The 15,576-nt window shown below is 74.3% G+C and carries 13 protein-coding genes; 7 read left to right on the forward strand and 6 right to left on the reverse strand.

What is annotated here, in order from left to right:
• Position 1: 1 nt before the first annotated feature.
• Both AB1673_10445 and grdA read left to right on the forward strand, forming a co-directional pair.
• Positions 2-349, forward strand: a complete 348-nt coding sequence (locus AB1673_10445) for a thioredoxin family protein (GenBank protein ID MEW6154390.1) — start codon at positions 2-4, stop codon at positions 347-349.
• A gap of 6 nt (positions 350-355) precedes the next feature.
• On the forward strand, positions 356-814 hold the full coding sequence (gene grdA, locus AB1673_10450) for a glycine/sarcosine/betaine reductase complex selenoprotein A (GenBank protein ID MEW6154391.1): 459 nt from the start codon (positions 356-358) through the stop codon (positions 812-814).
• Between the two features lie 24 nt (positions 815-838).
• Here the strand turns inward: grdA and AB1673_10455 are convergent, their stop codons facing one another.
• Positions 839-1,342 (reverse strand): hemerythrin domain-containing protein, encoded by a 504-nt coding sequence (locus AB1673_10455; GenBank protein ID MEW6154392.1) that lies wholly within the window; start codon positions 1,340-1,342, stop codon positions 839-841.
• A 170-nt stretch (positions 1,343-1,512) separates the two neighbouring features.
• On the opposite strand from AB1673_10455, the gene AB1673_10460 reads away from it, so the two are divergent.
• The 3 genes from AB1673_10460 (at position 1,513) to AB1673_10470 (ending at position 3,748) form a co-directional block, all read left to right on the forward strand.
• Positions 1,513-1,920: a CHRD domain-containing protein gene (locus AB1673_10460; protein ID MEW6154393.1), complete on the forward strand. Its 408-nt coding sequence runs from the start codon at positions 1,513-1,515 to the stop codon at positions 1,918-1,920.
• A gap of 107 nt (positions 1,921-2,027) precedes the next feature.
• Positions 2,028-3,323, forward strand: coding sequence for a trypsin-like peptidase domain-containing protein (locus tag AB1673_10465; protein ID MEW6154394.1), 1,296 nt, complete (start codon positions 2,028-2,030; stop codon positions 3,321-3,323).
• A 179-nt stretch (positions 3,324-3,502) separates the two neighbouring features.
• A complete protein-coding gene (locus AB1673_10470; GenBank protein MEW6154395.1) occupies positions 3,503-3,748 on the forward strand; it encodes a hypothetical protein in 246 nt (81 codons plus the stop codon).
• A 69-nt stretch (positions 3,749-3,817) separates the two neighbouring features.
• On the opposite strand, the gene ftsH is transcribed toward AB1673_10470, so the two are convergent.
• Both ftsH and AB1673_10480 read right to left on the reverse strand, forming a co-directional pair.
• Positions 3,818-5,728: an ATP-dependent zinc metalloprotease FtsH gene (gene ftsH, locus AB1673_10475; protein MEW6154396.1), complete on the reverse strand. Its 1,911-nt coding sequence runs from the start codon at positions 5,726-5,728 to the stop codon at positions 3,818-3,820.
• A gap of 146 nt (positions 5,729-5,874) precedes the next feature.
• Positions 5,875-7,005 carry a galactokinase family protein gene (locus tag AB1673_10480; protein ID MEW6154397.1) on the reverse strand — a complete coding sequence of 377 codons (1,131 nt, stop codon included), beginning with the start codon at positions 7,003-7,005 and terminating at the stop codon, positions 5,875-5,877.
• A gap of 141 nt (positions 7,006-7,146) precedes the next feature.
• On the opposite strand from AB1673_10480, the gene AB1673_10485 reads away from it, so the two are divergent.
• Positions 7,147-12,909 carry a hypothetical protein gene (locus AB1673_10485; protein ID MEW6154398.1) on the forward strand — a complete coding sequence of 1,921 codons (5,763 nt, stop codon included), beginning with the start codon at positions 7,147-7,149 and terminating at the stop codon, positions 12,907-12,909.
• Positions 12,910-12,931: 22 nt separating this feature from the next.
• Here the strand turns inward: AB1673_10485 and AB1673_10490 are convergent, their stop codons facing one another.
• Positions 12,932-13,657 (reverse strand): hypothetical protein, encoded by a 726-nt coding sequence (locus tag AB1673_10490; protein MEW6154399.1) that lies wholly within the window; start codon positions 13,655-13,657, stop codon positions 12,932-12,934.
• 49 nt (positions 13,658-13,706) lie between these two features.
• Between AB1673_10490 and AB1673_10495 the strand changes: the two genes are divergently transcribed.
• Entirely contained in the window at positions 13,707-14,393 is a 687-nt protein-coding gene (locus AB1673_10495) for a hypothetical protein (protein MEW6154400.1), read from the forward strand.
• 299 nt (positions 14,394-14,692) lie between these two features.
• Here AB1673_10495 and AB1673_10500 read toward each other — a convergent pair whose 3' ends face one another.
• Both AB1673_10500 and AB1673_10505 read right to left on the reverse strand, forming a co-directional pair.
• A complete protein-coding gene (locus tag AB1673_10500; GenBank protein ID MEW6154401.1) occupies positions 14,693-15,187 on the reverse strand; it encodes a hypothetical protein in 495 nt (164 codons plus the stop codon).
• Positions 15,188-15,219: 32 nt separating this feature from the next.
• Positions 15,220-15,576 (reverse strand): hypothetical protein (locus AB1673_10505; protein MEW6154402.1); only part of this gene is annotated, 357 nt, incomplete at its 5' end.

Consider the following 15,576-nt stretch of genomic DNA (forward strand, 5'->3'; position numbering starts at 1 on the left):
GGTGCTGGAAGTGACGAAGGAGAACTTCGACGAGGTCGTGGCCGAGGGCGTGACCCTCGTCGACGTCTGGGGCCCCCAGTGCATGCCCTGCCTGGCCATGATGCCCGACGTCGAGCGCCTGGCCGAGGACCGGGCTGCAGACCTCAAGGTCGTCAAGCTGGAGGCCCCCAAGAACCGGCGCCTGTGCATGCAGTACAAGGTGATGGGGCTGCCCGCGTTCTTGATGTTCCGAGACGGCGAGGAGGTCGGCCGCCTCGACGGGGCCGACGTCACCGCCGCCGAACTGCGCGACTGGGTCGACCGTACGCTGGAAGACCTGGCCGGCACCGCCACCGCAGGGGGGAGGTGATTCCCATTGTTCGCCGGTAAGAAGGTGATCGCCCTGGGCGAGCGGGACGGGATCTCCGGTCCCGCCATCGCCGCCTGCGTGGCTGCCGCCGGGGGCGAGGTGGCGTTCGTCGCCACCGAGTGCTTCGTCTGAACGGCGTCAGGCGCCATGGACCTGCAGAGCCAGGAGGCGATCTCCCGGCTGGCCAAGTCCCACGGCCCCGCTGAGCTCTTGGTGCTGCTCGGTGCCCCCGACCCGGAGGCCGCCGAGATCGCAGCCGAGACAGTGGTGGTCGGGGACCCGGCCTACGCAGGTGCCCTGACGGAGGCCCAGTTGGGCCTCGACGTGTACCACGTTCTGGAAGAGGCAGTGCGGGCGACCGTGCCCGACGACGTCTGGGAGGAGCAGGTCGGCGTCATGGCCGACATCCTCGACGCCGACGCCCTCGGGGCGGCCGTGGCCGCCATGCGGGCCCAGCGCCCGTAGGCCGGGAGGCCTCTCGGCGCTGGTTCAGCGCGCCGTGAAGGCGTCGGCGCCCGCCTTGGCGGCCACCACCGTCGACGGCATGCCGGTCTCGCGGGCCTGGGCCACCTGGTCGCGCAGGACCTGGCGACGCTGGACGACCTCCTCGCCCATCTGCTCGACGATGCCGGGGACGGCGTCGTTCATCTTGGGGAACAGCTCGCTCTCTTCCTCCTCGACGTGGTGGCGGACCGACTCCTCGAGCTGGTGGACCAGGTCGCTCACGTCTTTGCCACCGGTCACGCCCGACTCGATCTGGGCCACGAGCCCCTTGGCCTCGTCGTGTTCCTCACGGGCCTCTTGGACCAGGCCCTGGTAGCCGCCCTTGGCCGAGGCCACGGGGTATACGAGCTCCTCTTCGATCATGGCGTGCACGGTCAGCTCGTCACAGATCTCCAGGGCCACGGCCGCGTCCCCCGAGGCTCGGAACTGCTCGAACAACCGCTCCACCTGGCGGTGGTCGCCGGTCAGGATCTCAATCACGTCGGGCATGGTGTGACCTCCTGGAAGTCTCTGACCCCCCGGACCTACCCCGGAGCAATCCCTCCGAACCGGTTGCCCCGTAGACTTCTCACCGGCCGGGCGCGGGGCCCGGTTCCCGGGTTCCCAACTTGGAGGTACCTACCTTGCGCCGTCTAGCCATGTTCGCTCTCGTGGGTCTCGTGTCCGTATTCGGAAGTGCCCTGCCCGCCCACGCCGACACCGGCACCGTCTCGGTGTCCTACGCCACCCTCACCGGGGCCGCCGAGGTACCCGGACCAGGTGACCCCGACGGCTCGGGCTGGGCCGAGGTCGTCACCGTGCCCGACCTGGGCCTCGTCTGCTACGTGATCGTGGTCTCGGGGATCGAGACGGCGACCGCAGCCCACATCCACGTCGGCGGCCCGACGGTGGCCGGCCCGGTCGTCGTCCACCTCAAGGCCCCCAACCGGGCCGGGGTCTCGGCCGGCTGCGTCCGCGACGTCGACCCCGAGCTGGCGGCCAACATCGCCCACAACCCGGGCGCCTACTACGTGAACGTGCACAACACGCCGTTCCCGGGCGGGGCTGTGCGCGGCCAGCTCGCCTGACACCGATCTAGTGGGGGAGGCCCCTGCGGGGGCCTCCCCCGTCACTTCACAGCTAGCCTGGGAAGGGCTCACAGCAAGCTCTCAGGGGGCCGGCGTTGACTGAGGACATGCAGACCGAAGTCACAGATCTTGGTTCGCCGGCCTCGCCGGCCGGCCCCGCCGGAGACCCGACGCGACCGATCTTCCTCGATCCCCTCCCAGGCCAGACCAGCCTTCCCCCGGGGCCGCCCCAGTGGGGCACCGCGACGTCCACTCAGCTCCCGCCGCCTCCCCCGGCCCCGGCCCCGTCCCGCCGGGCCGGTCGCGGCACCGCTCTGATGGTGGCCGCTGCCCTCGTCGGGGGGGCCATCTCGGGGGGCATCGTCTCCGCGGTCCGCTCCGACAGCGGCTCGGACGGCACTTCGGCCCGTACGACCAACACGGCGGCTGTGGGCGGGGCCAACTCCAGCGTCATCGCCACGCCCCAGGACATCCAGGGGATCCTGGCCAAGGTCGAGCCCGGTGTGGTGTCCATCCGCACCCAGGCCGTGCGCCAGGGCCGGTTCTTCCCGACCCAGGGTGCGGGGACGGGCGTGGTCCTGACCCCTGACGGCGAGGTGCTCACCAACGCCCACGTCGTCCAGGGCGCCACCACCATCGAAGTGCGCCTGGCCGGCGAGCAGAACTTCCGCCCCGCCGACCTCGTGGGCGCCAACAGCGGGGAGGACCTCGCCCTGCTCAAGATCCGCAACGCCAGCGGGCTGGAGACAGTCGAGCTGGGCAGTTCGTCGGCCCTCAAGGTGGGCGACGGCGTCATCGCCATCGGCAACGCCCTCGACCTCCAGGGCGGCCTGACCGTCACCCAGGGGATCGTCTCGGCCCTGAACCGTTCGATCTCGGACTCCAGCGACCGCCTGACGGGCCTGATCCAGACCGACGCGGCCATCAACCCCGGCAACTCGGGCGGGCCCCTGGTGAACGCCGCCGGCCAGGTCGTGGGCATCAACACGGCGGTGGCCGGCGACGCCCAGAACATCGGGTTCGCCATCGCCATCGACACGGCCAAGCCCATCCTCGAACGGCTGCGGGGCGGGCCGGGCGCGACCGGCCCGCAGGGCCAGGCGTCGTCGTCGCAGGCCTACCTAGGCATCTCCAGCCAGACGATCGACGCGGCGTCAGCCGCCGCCTTGGGCCTGACCCAGACCTCGGGGGCCTACATCGCCCAGGTCTTCCCGGGGACGGCCGCCGAGGCTGCTGGCTTGCGGGTGGGCGACGTGATCACCTCGATCGGCGGGACGACCGTCACGGCCGCCGAGGACGTGTCGGCCGCCCTGACAAGCCGCAGCCCGGGGGACACGGTCGACATCTCGTGGGTACGGGGCCGACAGCGCCTCTCCGCCCAGGTCACCCTCGGCTCGCGGTAAGGGCCGCACCGGGGCCCGGACCCCGCGAAACCTGCGCGGGAAACGTGGGCGTTTCGCCCACGTTTCCCGCGCGGGTTTCGCTAGGGCTGTGCCGGGACGGGGTGGCCGGGGGTAGACCGGGGTAGGGGCGCGGCCCTTTGGGGTAGGAGGTCAGCGAGCCTTACAGCCAAGGAGGCACGATGACCGACGAGCAGACCCCTGAGCACAAGGGCGTGGTGCCCAAGAGCGGCGAGTACGTGAGCGGGCCCGGTGGCCCGACCATGACCCAGGGCGGGATCATGCCGGGCGGCCCGGAGATGGAGGGCTGGAAGCGGCCCGTGAAAGACAGCCTGACGACCGAACCCGAGGGGACGATCGAGGAGCAGGCTGAGAACGTCCGCCGCCTGGCCGACGAGAGCCGCAGGCGCGACGACGGCGTGTCCTGACCCCACGACGGACGCGGAACGTGCCGGCCCCGGAGCCCCGGGGCCGGCACGTTCTCGCGTAGAGCCTGATCAGGCGTGGGCGACGGCGGTGTCCATCTCTCCCGCCTCGGTCACGGTCATCAGCAGTTGGTCGAGGGCGTCGTCTTCGAGGGTCTCGGCCTCGATGAGCGTCTGGGCCAGCCGTTCGAAGGCGGCCTTGTTGGCCACCAGGGCGGCCATGGCCCGCTCCTCGGCCCGGTGGAGGATGGCCTGGATCTCCTCGTCGATCTCGGCCGCGATGCGCTCGGAGTAGCCCACGCCGATCTGGCCCTGGAAGCCGTCGGTGAACGGCTTGACGATGTAGGGCCCCAGGTTCTGGGACATGCCGAAGTCGGCGATCATCTTGTGGGCCAACTGGACGGCGTGCTCGAGGTCGGCGGTCGCCCCCGAGGAGACCTCGCCGGTGGCCAGCCGTTCGGCCGCCCGGCCGCCCAGCAGGGCGGCGATACGGTCGAGCAACTGGGCCCGGGTCACCGTGACCTGGTCGCCCTCGGGCACCATCCACGTGAAGCCCCCGGCATGGCCCCGAGCCACGATCGACACCTTGCCCACCCGGTCGGTGCCGGGCAGGGCGGTCGAGACGATGGCGTGGCCCGACTCGTGGTAGGCGATGCGGGACCGGTCCTGGGGCGAGAGGATGCGGTTCTTCTTCTCGGGCCCGGCGACGGCCCGCTCGATGGCCTCCATGAGAAGGCGCGAGGTGATCTGGTTCTGGCCCCGGCGGGCGGCCAGCAGGGCGGCTTCGTTGACCACGTTGGCCAGGTCGGCGCCGCTGAAGCCAACCGTGCGCTTGGCCACGGCCGACAGGTCGACGTCCTCGGCCATGGGCTTGCCCCGGGAGTGGATCTTGAGGATGGCCTCACGGCCTCGCACGTCGGCCCGGTCGACGCCCACCCGGCGGTCGAAGCGACCGGGACGCAGGAGGGCCGAGTCCAAGATGTCGGGGCGGTTGGTGGCGGCCAGCACGACGACCCCGCTGCCGGGGTCGAAGCCGTCCATCTCCACCAGGAGCTGGTTCAGGGTGGCCTCGCGCTCGTCCTGGCCACCCACGGCCATGGCCGTGCGGCTGCGGCCCACGGCGTCGAGCTCGTCGATGAACACGATGCAGGGGGACGCTTCTTTGGCCACCGCGAAGAAGTCGCGGATACGGGCGGCGCCGACGCCGACGAAGATCTCGACGAAGTCCGAACCGGAGATGGAGAAGAACGGCACGTTGGCCTCGCCCGCCAGCGCCCGGGCCAGCAGCGTCTTGCCACAGCCCGGGGGGCCGGTCAGCAGGATGCCCTTGGGGACCGAGGCCCCCATGGCCAGGAACTTGTCCGGGCTGCCCAGGTAGTCGCGCACCTCGGCCAGTTCCTCGATGGCCTCGTCGACGCCGGCCACGTCCGAGAACGTGATCTTCGACTCTCCGACGGCCACACGTTTTGCCTTCGATTTACCGAAGCCCATCGTCTGTCCGCCTTGGCCCGGTCTGACTATCAAGAAGACGATGAACAGACCGTTGAGGATGATCAGGGCGGGCAGGATCATCGACGCCGGCATGATGAGGTTCTTGAGGGGCTGCTGCTGGACCTTGTAGGCCACCCCGGCGTCCTCCATGGCCGAGGTCATGCGGCTGAACACGGTCTCCCGGCTCCCGACCGCCAGCCAGTAGTCGCCCCGGTCGTAGGTGCCGATGATGCGGGCGTCGGTCTCCAAGATGGTGGCCGTGGCGATGCGGCCCTGGCGCAGGAGGGTGATGAACTGGTCGATCCGCAGCTGGGTGCCGTCGGTACGCGGGTTGGACCAGTAGAGCAGCGTGCCGTAGAACAGGCCCAGCACCGGCAGAGCAGCGATGGCCAGGATCAGGGCCCGGCGCCGGGTCTTGGCCCGGTCGTCGATGTCGGGGGCCGGCGTGGGCTTCGGTCCGCCGGCCTTGCCACTCTTGTCTTTGCGGGCCATCACGTCTCCTTGGGAGTGTTCATGCCGGCCGGGGGCACACTGCCCCAGCCATCAACCATCGTCGGTGCCAGCTGCCCGGCTGGGCAATCGGGGATCACCCTGAGCGACCCTGAGACGGCCCTGACACCTAATAGAGCTACGACCGCCTACGGGGACGGCATCACGGTAGCGGTCGCGGCTCCTCCAGGGACGTACCGCCGGCCCCGGACGGGCGAACCCGGGGCGGCCAGGGCCACCGCGCAGCCTCCGAAGCCGGCGCCCGTGAGCCGGGCCCCGTAGACGCCGGGGGTGCTCGCCAGCTCGCGCACCAGCGCGTCGAGGGCGGGGGTGGACACCTCGAAGTCGTCGCGCAGGCTGGCGTGGCTCTCGTTCATCAACCGGCCGGCGGCGACCAGGTCCCCAGCAGCCAGGGCCTCGGCGAAACGGGCCACCCGCTCGTTCTCGGTGATCACGTGGCGGGCCCGGCGCCCTGTGGTCGCCCACTCGTCCTGGCCCGCGGCCGGTCCCGCGAGCCCGGTCAGCGCGGCCAGGTCGTCGACCGAAGCCTGGCGCAGGGGCCCGATCACGGCCTCGGCGGCCTCGCACTGGCGGCGGCGCTCGGCATAGGCCGAGCCCGCCAGGCTGCGCTGGCCGGCCGGGCCAGCGACCACCACGACGGCTCCGTCGGGCAGGGCCACGGGGCGCACCTCGCCGCGGGCGCAGTCGATCACCAACACGTGGCCTTCGACGGCGGCCACGGCCGTCAACTGGTCGAGCAGACCGCACGGCACACCCGTGGCCCACTGCTCGGCCCGTTGGCAGGCGCGAGCCAACTCGACGCCCTCCAACACCTCGGGACGGTCGTTTGATGGAGCGCCGGTGGCACGAACGAGAGCGAGGGCGAGGGCGACCTCGAACGCCGCGCTGGAGGCAAGACCGGCCCCCACGGGTAGCTCGGTGCGGACCGAGCCGGCCCCGCCCACGGTGGCCCCGACCGCCACGGCCACGGCCGCCACCAGCCGGGACCAGGGAGGCTCGAGGGCGGCCAGGCCGGGCCCCGCCCAGGAGCGCGGCAGTTCGATGCCGGGCCCGGGGCGGACGTGGGAGAGGTCGACGGTGGCCGGCCGGGGGTCGACGTCCGAGGACAGTCGGAGCACGTGGCCCCCGGGGCGGAGCTCGACGCTCGTGCCCACGGGCAGAGCCATCGGGCAGGCGAGGCCGCCCGTGTAGTCGGTGTGGTCGCCGATCAGGTTGACCCGCCCCGGGGCCCACGCCACCACCGTCACCGGGCCGTCCACGGGGCGAGGCTGCCACACCGCCGCCAAGGAATTCTCGGGCACTATCCGCCCAACGCTTTTCCAACACCGCCTTGACCTGCACCAACGCGCCGAGGCCCCCATCTCGACGGCCCTCGAAATCCTTGCCGAGGGCTGGTTGCGGTGGTAAACCAGAGCGAGTTCAGCCACCTGGCCGCCACTGTGGGCGGGCCGGGCCTGGCGTTCCCTCCGCAAATGACCCTCGATCAGGCGACCGCGAAGGATTCGTGCCCCCGCCGGGCGGGGTTCGCCGCGCTCGTGCTCCTGGCGCTGGCCGCCTTGGTGGTGCTGTTCGGGGGCCAGGCCGGGGCCGACACGGCCGCCCCCCTGACCGCCCCGGCACCCGTCGCCACCAGCACCGACACCGCCGTCCTGGCGCCTCCGGCCACGGTCGCTCCCAGCCCTGCACCGGCCCCGCCCACGCTGGCCTCCGAGCCGGCCCCGGTCGCCGCTCCGGCGGCCGCCGAGCCCTCGCCCGTCACCGCTCCGGCGGCCGAGGCCGCTCCCGCCCTGGTCGCGCCCGCCCCGACGGCGGAAGCGGCACCGGCGCCCGCACCGGCCGCCCTCGCCGCTACGGCCCTGGTGGCCCCCGACGCCGCCGCCGCTCCCACGCTCTCGGCCCCCGCACCTCCGGCCCTGCTGGCCGCGCCCGGCCCCGCCGGCGGCCCGCTCGCCGGCCCGGCTCTGCCGGGTGCGGTCGCCGGCCCCGCGCCCGAAGCTGGTCCCCCGGCCCCTGACGCCGGCCCGGCTGGCTCGTCCGCTCCGGGCACCCGTCCGGTCTCCATGGCCGGGCCCACACCCGCCGCCCAGACCGCTTCCAACGCCTCGACCGGAGCCACCATCTCGGGCGGTGACGGCCAGGCGGCCGGTGACGCCGAGGCCGGTAACACGTCGGGCATCACGTTCACGCGGACGAAGAACTGCCGGGTGGTCGAAGGCTCCAACAGCGTCTACACGCACCTCGTGATCGCCATCGGCAAGGGCTGCGCGGCCAACGGCCAGTCCGGCCCTGTGCCCGGTGGCGCGACCTCCAACCTCGCCATCGCCATCGGCGGCGCGGCCATCGGCGTGGCCCGCAGCGCGGCCGACCGCAAGGCCACCAATCTCACCGTCGCCATCCGTGGCGATGCCTACGGCGAGGCCCACGCCGGGCCTGGCGGCGACGCTCAGAACGAGACGATCGGGATCCGGGGCCGAGAGGCCAACGGGATAGCCATCGGTGGTGAAGGTCGAGCAGGCAATGGAGGCAGTGCCGAGAACCTCACCATCGGGATCGGCCCGGGTGTGGTCACCGGCACTGCCATCGGCGGTTCCACCACCAACGGCGTGACCACTTCCGAAGGCACCATCGAGCCCGGCCCGGCCGGCGGCCAGACCGCCAACCTGACCGGCTCCCCGGCTGCCACCCAGGCGCCGGGCACCAACCACACCGCCGGCGGCGGTCCTTCTTCGAGCGGCGGCTCGGCCAGCGGCGGCGACGGTGGGGCGAGCAACGTGCTCGTCGCCCCCACGGCGTCCAGCGGCTCCAGCGGCGGCACAGGCGGCTCCTCAGCTTCTTCTGGCGGCACCAACTCGGGCGACACCGGCTCGGCCACCTCGGCCGCGGGTACGGCCCCCACCGCTTCTTCGGGTAGCTCGGGCGGAACCGGCAGCACCGGCCCGGTCCTCACCGCCCCCTCGGCGACCAACACCTCGATCGGCGGGAACTCTTCTACCGGCACCGGCCCGGCCGTCTCGGGCAGCTCGGGCAACTCGGGCAGCACCGGCCCGGCGACCGCCGTGGGCAACGCCACCAGCGAAGCCAACACCGGGGCCAGCGCCACGTCGGTGGCCACGACCGGCAGCGGGGGTTCGGCCACCAACACCGTGAACGTGGTCGCCACCGGAGGCAACGGCGGGGCCGGTGGGACGGCCGTGGCCACGACCGGAGCGGGTGGCAACGCCTCCAACTCGGTGATCGCCGTCGGCAGTTCGTCGGTCACGGCCAACGCCACCGGGGGCTCCTCGGTGGCTACCGCCGACGCCTCGGGCGGCAAGGGGGGCGACGCCACCGTGGTCATCACGCCCACGGCCGGTTCGGGCGTAGGTGGGGGTGGCAGCGGCACCGCGTCCAACTCGACCGACGTCGTAGCCGCCGGAGGCACCGGGGGCTCAGGGGGCCTAGCCGCGGCCCAGGCCGGGCCGGGCGGTTCGGCCTCCAACAACGTGGTGGCCGTCGGCACCGGGCCTGTGAACGCCACTTCCCAAGGCGGGGCGTCGCTGGCCACAGCCGACGCCTCCGGCGGCGACGGTGGCAACGTGTCGGTCACCGTGTCGCCCACCGCCAGTTCGGGCGGGGGCTCCCCGGCCCCGGCCTCGGCCCAGTCGTCGGCCACCAACACGGGCAACACGGGCGACGCCTCATCGTCGGCTTCCGCGCACCCAGTGGCCACCACCGGGAGCTCGGGCAACACGGGGGCCACCGGGCCGGCCACCTCCTCCCCCACCGCCACCAACTCGGGCATCGGCGGGTCGGCGAACGTCGGCGGAGGCGGAGGCGTGGGCACGGGTGGTTCGGGCAACTCGGGTGACACGGGGGCGGCGGCGGCCGTGGGCAACTCGACGTCGGTGGCCAACACCGGGGCCAGCGCCATCGCCGACGCCCGCACCGGTTCCAGCGGTGACGCCGTCAACCAGACCCAGATCGTCGCCAGCGGGGGGGCGGGCGGGGCGGGCGGCGAGGCCTCGGCCACGTCCGCGCCGGGCGGGGCGGCGGCCAACAACGTGACGGCCGTCGGCTCCGGGCCGGTGACGGCCACCACCCAGGGCGGCGCATCGGTCGCGACCGTCGACACCTCGGGCGGCACCGGCGGGTCGTCGAGCGTGCAGGTGGCGCCCACGGCCACCACCGGGGGCACGGGGGCCGCTTCAGCCCAGGCATCGTCCACCAACTCGGGCGACACCGGCAATGCCACCTCGAGCTCGTCCTCGTCACCCCAGGCCACCTCGGGGATGTCCGGGGGCACCGGGGCCACAGGGCCGGCCACCCTGACCCTCACGGCCGGCAACTCCGGCCTGTTCGGTTCGGCCTCGGTGGCCGGACCGGGCGGGGACGGCGGGGCCGGGGCGGCGTCGGGGGCGTCGGGCTCGACCGGGGACACGGGCGACGCCACCGCCGTGGGCCAGGCCCCGTCGGTGGCCAACACCGGTGCCCACGCCGGGGCCGACGCCCGTTCGGGCGACACCGGTGACGCCGTGAACGAGACGCTGGTCGTGTCCGGGGGCGGGGCCGGCGGGGCGGGCGGGGCGGGCTCGTCGTCGGCCGCCGGCGGCGGCTCGGCCGTGGCCGCCACCAATGCCGTGGGCACCGGTCCCGTCACCTCCACGGTGGCCGGCGGGGCCTCGGTGGCCACCGTCGGGACCAGCGGAGGCCACGGCGGGGCGTCGTCGGTGGAGGTCACCCCCACGGCCACCACGGGCTCGTCGGGCGACGCCTCGGCCCAGGCCTCGGCCACCAACTCGGGTGACACGGGCGACGCCTGGTCGTCCTCCTCGTCCGACCCCACGGCCACCTCCGGCAACAGCGGCGACAGCGGCTCGACGGGGGCGGCGACTCTCGGGGTCAACGTCACCAACTCGGCCATCTTCGGTTCGGCCACCGTGGGCGGGGCGGGTGGGGCGGGTGGGGCCGGGGCCACGTCGGGGACCTCAGGCCCGACCGGGGACACGGGCGACGCCACCGCCGTGAGCGAGGCCCCGTCGGTGGCCAACACCGGTGCCCACGCCGGGGCCGACGCCCGTTCGGGCGACACCGGTGACGCCGTGAACGAGACGCTGGTCGTGTCCGGGGGCGGGGCGGGCGGGGCGGGCGGGGCGGGTGGGGCGACCAGCGGTCCGGGCGGGGCGGCGGCCGGCGCCTTGGCCGTCGTGGGTTCACCGGCCGTCACCTCCACGGTGGCCGGCGGGGCCTCGGTGGCCACCGTCGGGACCAGCGGAGGCCACGGCGGGGCGTCGTCGGTGGAGGTCACCCCCACGGCCACCACGGGCTCGTCGGGCGACGCCTCGGCCCAGGCCTCGGCCACCAACTCGGGTGACACGGGCGACGCCTGGTCGTCCTCCTCGTCCGACCCCACGGCCACCTCCGGCAACAGCGGCGGCAGCGGCTCGACGGGGGCGGCGACTCTCGGGGTCAACGTCAACAACTCGGGCCTGTTCGGTTCGGCCTCGGCCGGCGGGGCCGGCGGGGCGACCTCGGGTGCCTCGGGGGCGACCGGGCGCACGGGCGACGCCACCGCTGAGGGCGAGGCGTCCTCGACGGCCTCCACCGGGGCCACGGCCGATGCCGACGCCCGTTCGGGGGCGACCGGCGACGCCGTCAACGACACCGTCGTCGCCTCGGCGGGCGGCACCGGAGGGGCGGGCGGGCCCGGCCAGGTCGTTTCCGGGGCAGGCGGGCCGGTGGCCAGCGGCCTGGTGGCCGTGAACGCCGGGCCCGTCGCCAATGCCGTCTCGGGAGGCCCGTCGGTGGCCACGTCCTCGGCCTTCGGAGGCAACGGCGGCCCTTCGGGCGTGACCGTCACGCCCTCGGCCGAGACGGGCACCTCGGGCGCCACCTCGGCCCAGGCGTCGGCCACCAACTCGGGGGACACGGGCGACGCCCAGTCGTCGGCCACGGCCGGAGGCCAGGCCCGTTCCGGTGACAGCGGCCAGAGTGGGACCACGGGCCGAGCCACTTCGACCGTGACGGCCGAGAACTCCGGGATCGGCGGGAGCGCCGTGGCCGGGAGCGTGGCCGGGCCCGGTGGCTCGGCCGCCTCGGGCCCGTCGGGGCGCACGGGCCGGACCGGGGACGCCGAGGCCGAGGCCGAGGCCGGTTCGGTGGCCAACTCGGGGGCCGCCGGACTGGGCCAGGCCCGTTCGGGGGCGAGCGGGGACGCCGTGAACGGCGCCACCGGCGTCTCGGCCGGTGGCGCGGGAGGGCCCGGCGGGCCGGCGACGGCAACGTCAGGTGACGGTGGGCCGGCTGTCGGCCTGTTCGTGGCCGTCGCCGCCGTGCCCGCCCCGGTCTCGTCGGCCCTCGCCGGCGGGGCCAGCGTGGCCACGGCCACCGGTACGGGTGGCGACGGCGGGGGGTCGACGGTGAACGTCGCGCCGACGGCCTCGACCGGGGGCACGGGCTCGTCCACGGCCCAGGCCTCGTCCACCAACAGCGGGGCCACGGGAGACGCCCGCTCGTCGGCTGGATCGGCCCCCACAGCCACCTCTGGTGCCTCCGGTCCATCGGGAGCCACCGGGGATGCCCGGTCGACCACCAAAGCCACCAACACCGCCATCTTGGGAGTGGCTGTGGCCCTGGGCGGCGCCGGGACGGTCGAGGCCACCAATACCGCTGTGCTCGGTACGGCCGAGGCTGCCGGCCTGGCCGGTCCAGCCACCACCGGGCCCTCGGGGGCGACCGGTCGCACGGGAGCGACCGACGCCCAGGCCACGGCCGGTTCGTTCGCCAACAGCGGGGGCGACGCCCTGGCGGGCTCCCGTTCGGGCGCCACCGGGGCCGCTGGCAACGACACCACGGCCGTCTCCGGAGGCGGGACGGGCGGGAGCGGGGGTGGGGCCCAGTCCGAGGCGGGAATGGGCGGCGTGGCCGTCCTCGTGGCCGGCAGTGGCCCTACGGCGGCCCAGCCTGGGCCCAGCGTCTCCACCGGCGACGCCGGGGGCGGGGACGGTGGCGCCAGCGGGACCACGGCCTCGCCCGAGGCCACCACGGGCTCGTCGGGGGCCAGCATGGCCCAGTCGTCCTCGACCAACTCGGGGGCCACCGGGACGGCCGAGTCCGAGGCCACCACCCACCCGGTGTCCTCGTCGGGACCTTCGGGGGCCACGGGCCCCACCGGCACGTCCGCCTGACCGGCGGCCCGGGCGGGCGTGGCTACTGAGCCTCGTCGGCCGCCCGCTCGGCCCGCTGCTCGATGAAGAAGGCCCCGATGGCGGCGGCCAGCGAGGCGAAGACGACCACCGAGTAGGCGCTCAGGAGGAGGGCCACCACTCGGCCGAGGGCCCGCCCCGGCTCGAACAGGTAGTTGCCGCTGACCACCAGGTTGGCCGACCACCACAACGTCTCGCCCAGGCTGGCCCCCGCTTCGCGCCCACCGGCTTCGAGCAGGAAGAGCAGCTGGGCCCCGGCGATCAGGACCGCCGCCGTCGTCACGCCCAGGAACGTCAGTCGCCCGCCGAGCAGTGTGCGGGCCGTCCCGATGGTCCGGTACGACGACCCCACGACCCGGGCCGCGGGCAGCACCCGGACGGCACGGAGGGCACGGACGACCCGGACGGTACGCAGGGCTGGCAAGGCCAGGAAGAGCAGCGACGGCCACCGCCGTCGCAGGAAGCGCAGCGGGCGTCCGGAGACGGCCAGCTTGACCAGGAACTCGGCCAGGAAGACGGCCCACAGTACGTTGCCGATCAGCCGCAGCTCGTCCAGTTGGGCGGTCGGGGCCAGGAGCTCGTAGGTCACGAGGCCGGCCCATGCCACCGCCAGTACTGCCATGGGGATGTCGAGGCGTTCCTCGATGACGGCCGAGAGCCGTTCTCGGGGCGTGAGGTCCCCGTCGGGCCCGGCGTCGAGGGCGGGCGAGGTCTGCTCGGGTGCCGTCATGGACCAGTTCCTTCCCCGGAAGGGCCATGGACCGCGCCACGATGGACAGGTGGGCGAGAATGGCGAGGAGGGCGAGGAGGCGACCAAGGGACCGGGACAGGTTGGGCCCCGCCCCGCCCTCGACCGGGTAGAGCAGGTGCCCCCGGCCCTGCTGATCGTCCCCCTCGTGATCCTGGCCGTGAGCGCTCTCGTCGGGAACGCGGCGGCACCCGCGCTGGCGGCCAATCATCCGCTGCTCCTGCTCGTGCTCAACTCCACCACCCGTCATCTCGTGCTCACATCGACGACGGTCGACTTCGTCCCGTACCTGGTGGTGGGCCTCGTCCGTCGCTCACTCGAGAACCCGTTCCTCTACCTGCTCGGCCTGCGGTACGGGGACTCGGCCGTCGACTGGGTGGCCCGGCACATCGGTGGCGGTACTGCCATCGGCTGGTTGCGCCGGAACTTCCGGCGTTACGGGTGGCCCCTGGTGGCGCTGTTCCCGGGGGGCGTCGTGTGCGTCTTGGCAGGAGCGAGCGGCATGTCCCTGGTGGTCTTCGCCCTGCTGAGCGTCGTCGGCACGGTGGCCGCCATCGTCGCCATCCGCCTCTCGGGCACGGCGCTGGCCGGCCCCGTGGATGCCGTGATGGCCGTGGTCGTCGACAACTGGGTGTGGCTGACGGCCCTGTCGGTGATCGCCACCGTGGGTTGGGCCAGCGGTCGCCGCCGCCGCCGGAGCGGACGCTCGCCGGCCTGAACGGGCGGGAGGGAGGCCGGGGGGGCTTGACCGTGAGGCGCCCGCAGAGGGCGGCCGCACCGGGCGCCGCACGTTGCCGGGAGGTCTCGGTACCCGTGATCGCCGGACCTGGCCTGCGCGTGCAGCCACCGGGGCCTCGCCTAATGCACGCCCTTCGCTCCAGCCTCGGTGTCGCCCCGTCTCACCCCCCGGGACCGGCCCGCGGCGGTGGCTCCCTCCGGTCGTCCCAGGGGCGCGACAGAGCCCGCCATGGCCCAGGGGCCGGCGGGCTCTGTTCGTTCAGACGGTGTCGGCGGTGCTCAGCCTTCGATCGGGCGCCGCCGGCCCCGGCCCACGAGCTGCAGGGCCGAACCGAGGGCGACCGACAGGCCGGCCATGGCCGCCAGCGGGGCCGTCCACGTGCCCGTCAGGGCCAGGCGGGCGGGCGTGGCCGCCGCCGGGCGCACGGTCGTGGGGGTCACGTGGGGCGGCTGGTGGGGCGGCTGGTGGGGCGGCGGGACGTGCCTGGGGCAGTCCGCGCCCGAAGCCGTCGAGCCGTCCTCGGCCCGTGAGCAGCCCGACGCCGTCGAGCCGTCGTGGGCGTGCGCCTGGCCCGAGGCGGTCGACCAGTTCTCGGCGTGGGATGCACCCGAGGCCGTCGAGCCGTTCTCGGCGTGGGCCGTGCCCGAGGCCACCGAGCCGTGCTCGGCCGTGGCCCCTCCGCTCGTCTGGGCCCCAGCAGGGCCGGCCACGAGCATCATCAGGAGGACGACGATCCCCCCCAGCATCAGGCCCGCCGTCCGTTGTGACTTCATTGTGCTACCTCCGTTGTGTTGACAGTCATTGCTCAGACGTCCTCCCCCACCGGCTCGGCTGCGAACCGGCGCCGGCCGAGGCCGAGCAGGACGGCCCCCAGGGCGGTGGCCGCAGCCGCGGCCTGGGCCATGGTGTCCACACCGCCGGTGCGGGCCAGGGCACCGCCGCCGCCGGGGCCCCCGGGGCCGCCCGGGCCACCGGGCCCGGCCGGGTGGGTGGGGGGCTTGGGGGCGGGGGCGCACTCGCCCGAGGTGGTGGAGATGTCGGTGGCGTCCGAGCAGCCCGAGGCCACCGAGCCGTTGCGGGCCGTGGACCGCCCCGAGGCGGTGGAGCCCTCCGACGCCCGGGCCTGGCCCGAGGCCGTGGAGCCCTCGGTGGCCCGGGCCGT

This window comes from Actinomycetota bacterium, assembly GCA_040754375.1.
Lineage (GTDB): Bacteria > Actinomycetota > Acidimicrobiia > Acidimicrobiales > AC-14 > JBFMCT01.

What these genes read in the sequence shown, in the direction of transcription:
- AB1673_10465 (MEW6154394.1), top strand. Translation starts at nt 2,028, where the DNA reads ATGCAGACCGAAGTCACAGATCTTGGTTCGCCGGCCTCGCCGGCCGGC.
- AB1673_10500 (MEW6154401.1), bottom strand. Translation starts at nt 15,187, where the DNA reads ATGAAGTCACAACGGACGGCGGGCCTGATGCTGGGGGGGATCGTCGTC.
- AB1673_10490 (MEW6154399.1), bottom strand. Translation starts at nt 13,657, where the DNA reads ATGACGGCACCCGAGCAGACCTCGCCCGCCCTCGACGCCGGGCCCGAC.
- ftsH (MEW6154396.1), bottom strand. Translation starts at nt 5,728, where the DNA reads ATGGCCCGCAAAGACAAGAGTGGCAAGGCCGGCGGACCGAAGCCCACG.
- AB1673_10455 (MEW6154392.1), bottom strand. Translation starts at nt 1,342, where the DNA reads ATGCCCGACGTGATTGAGATCCTGACCGGCGACCACCGCCAGGTGGAG.
- AB1673_10470 (MEW6154395.1), top strand. Translation starts at nt 3,503, where the DNA reads ATGACCGACGAGCAGACCCCTGAGCACAAGGGCGTGGTGCCCAAGAGC.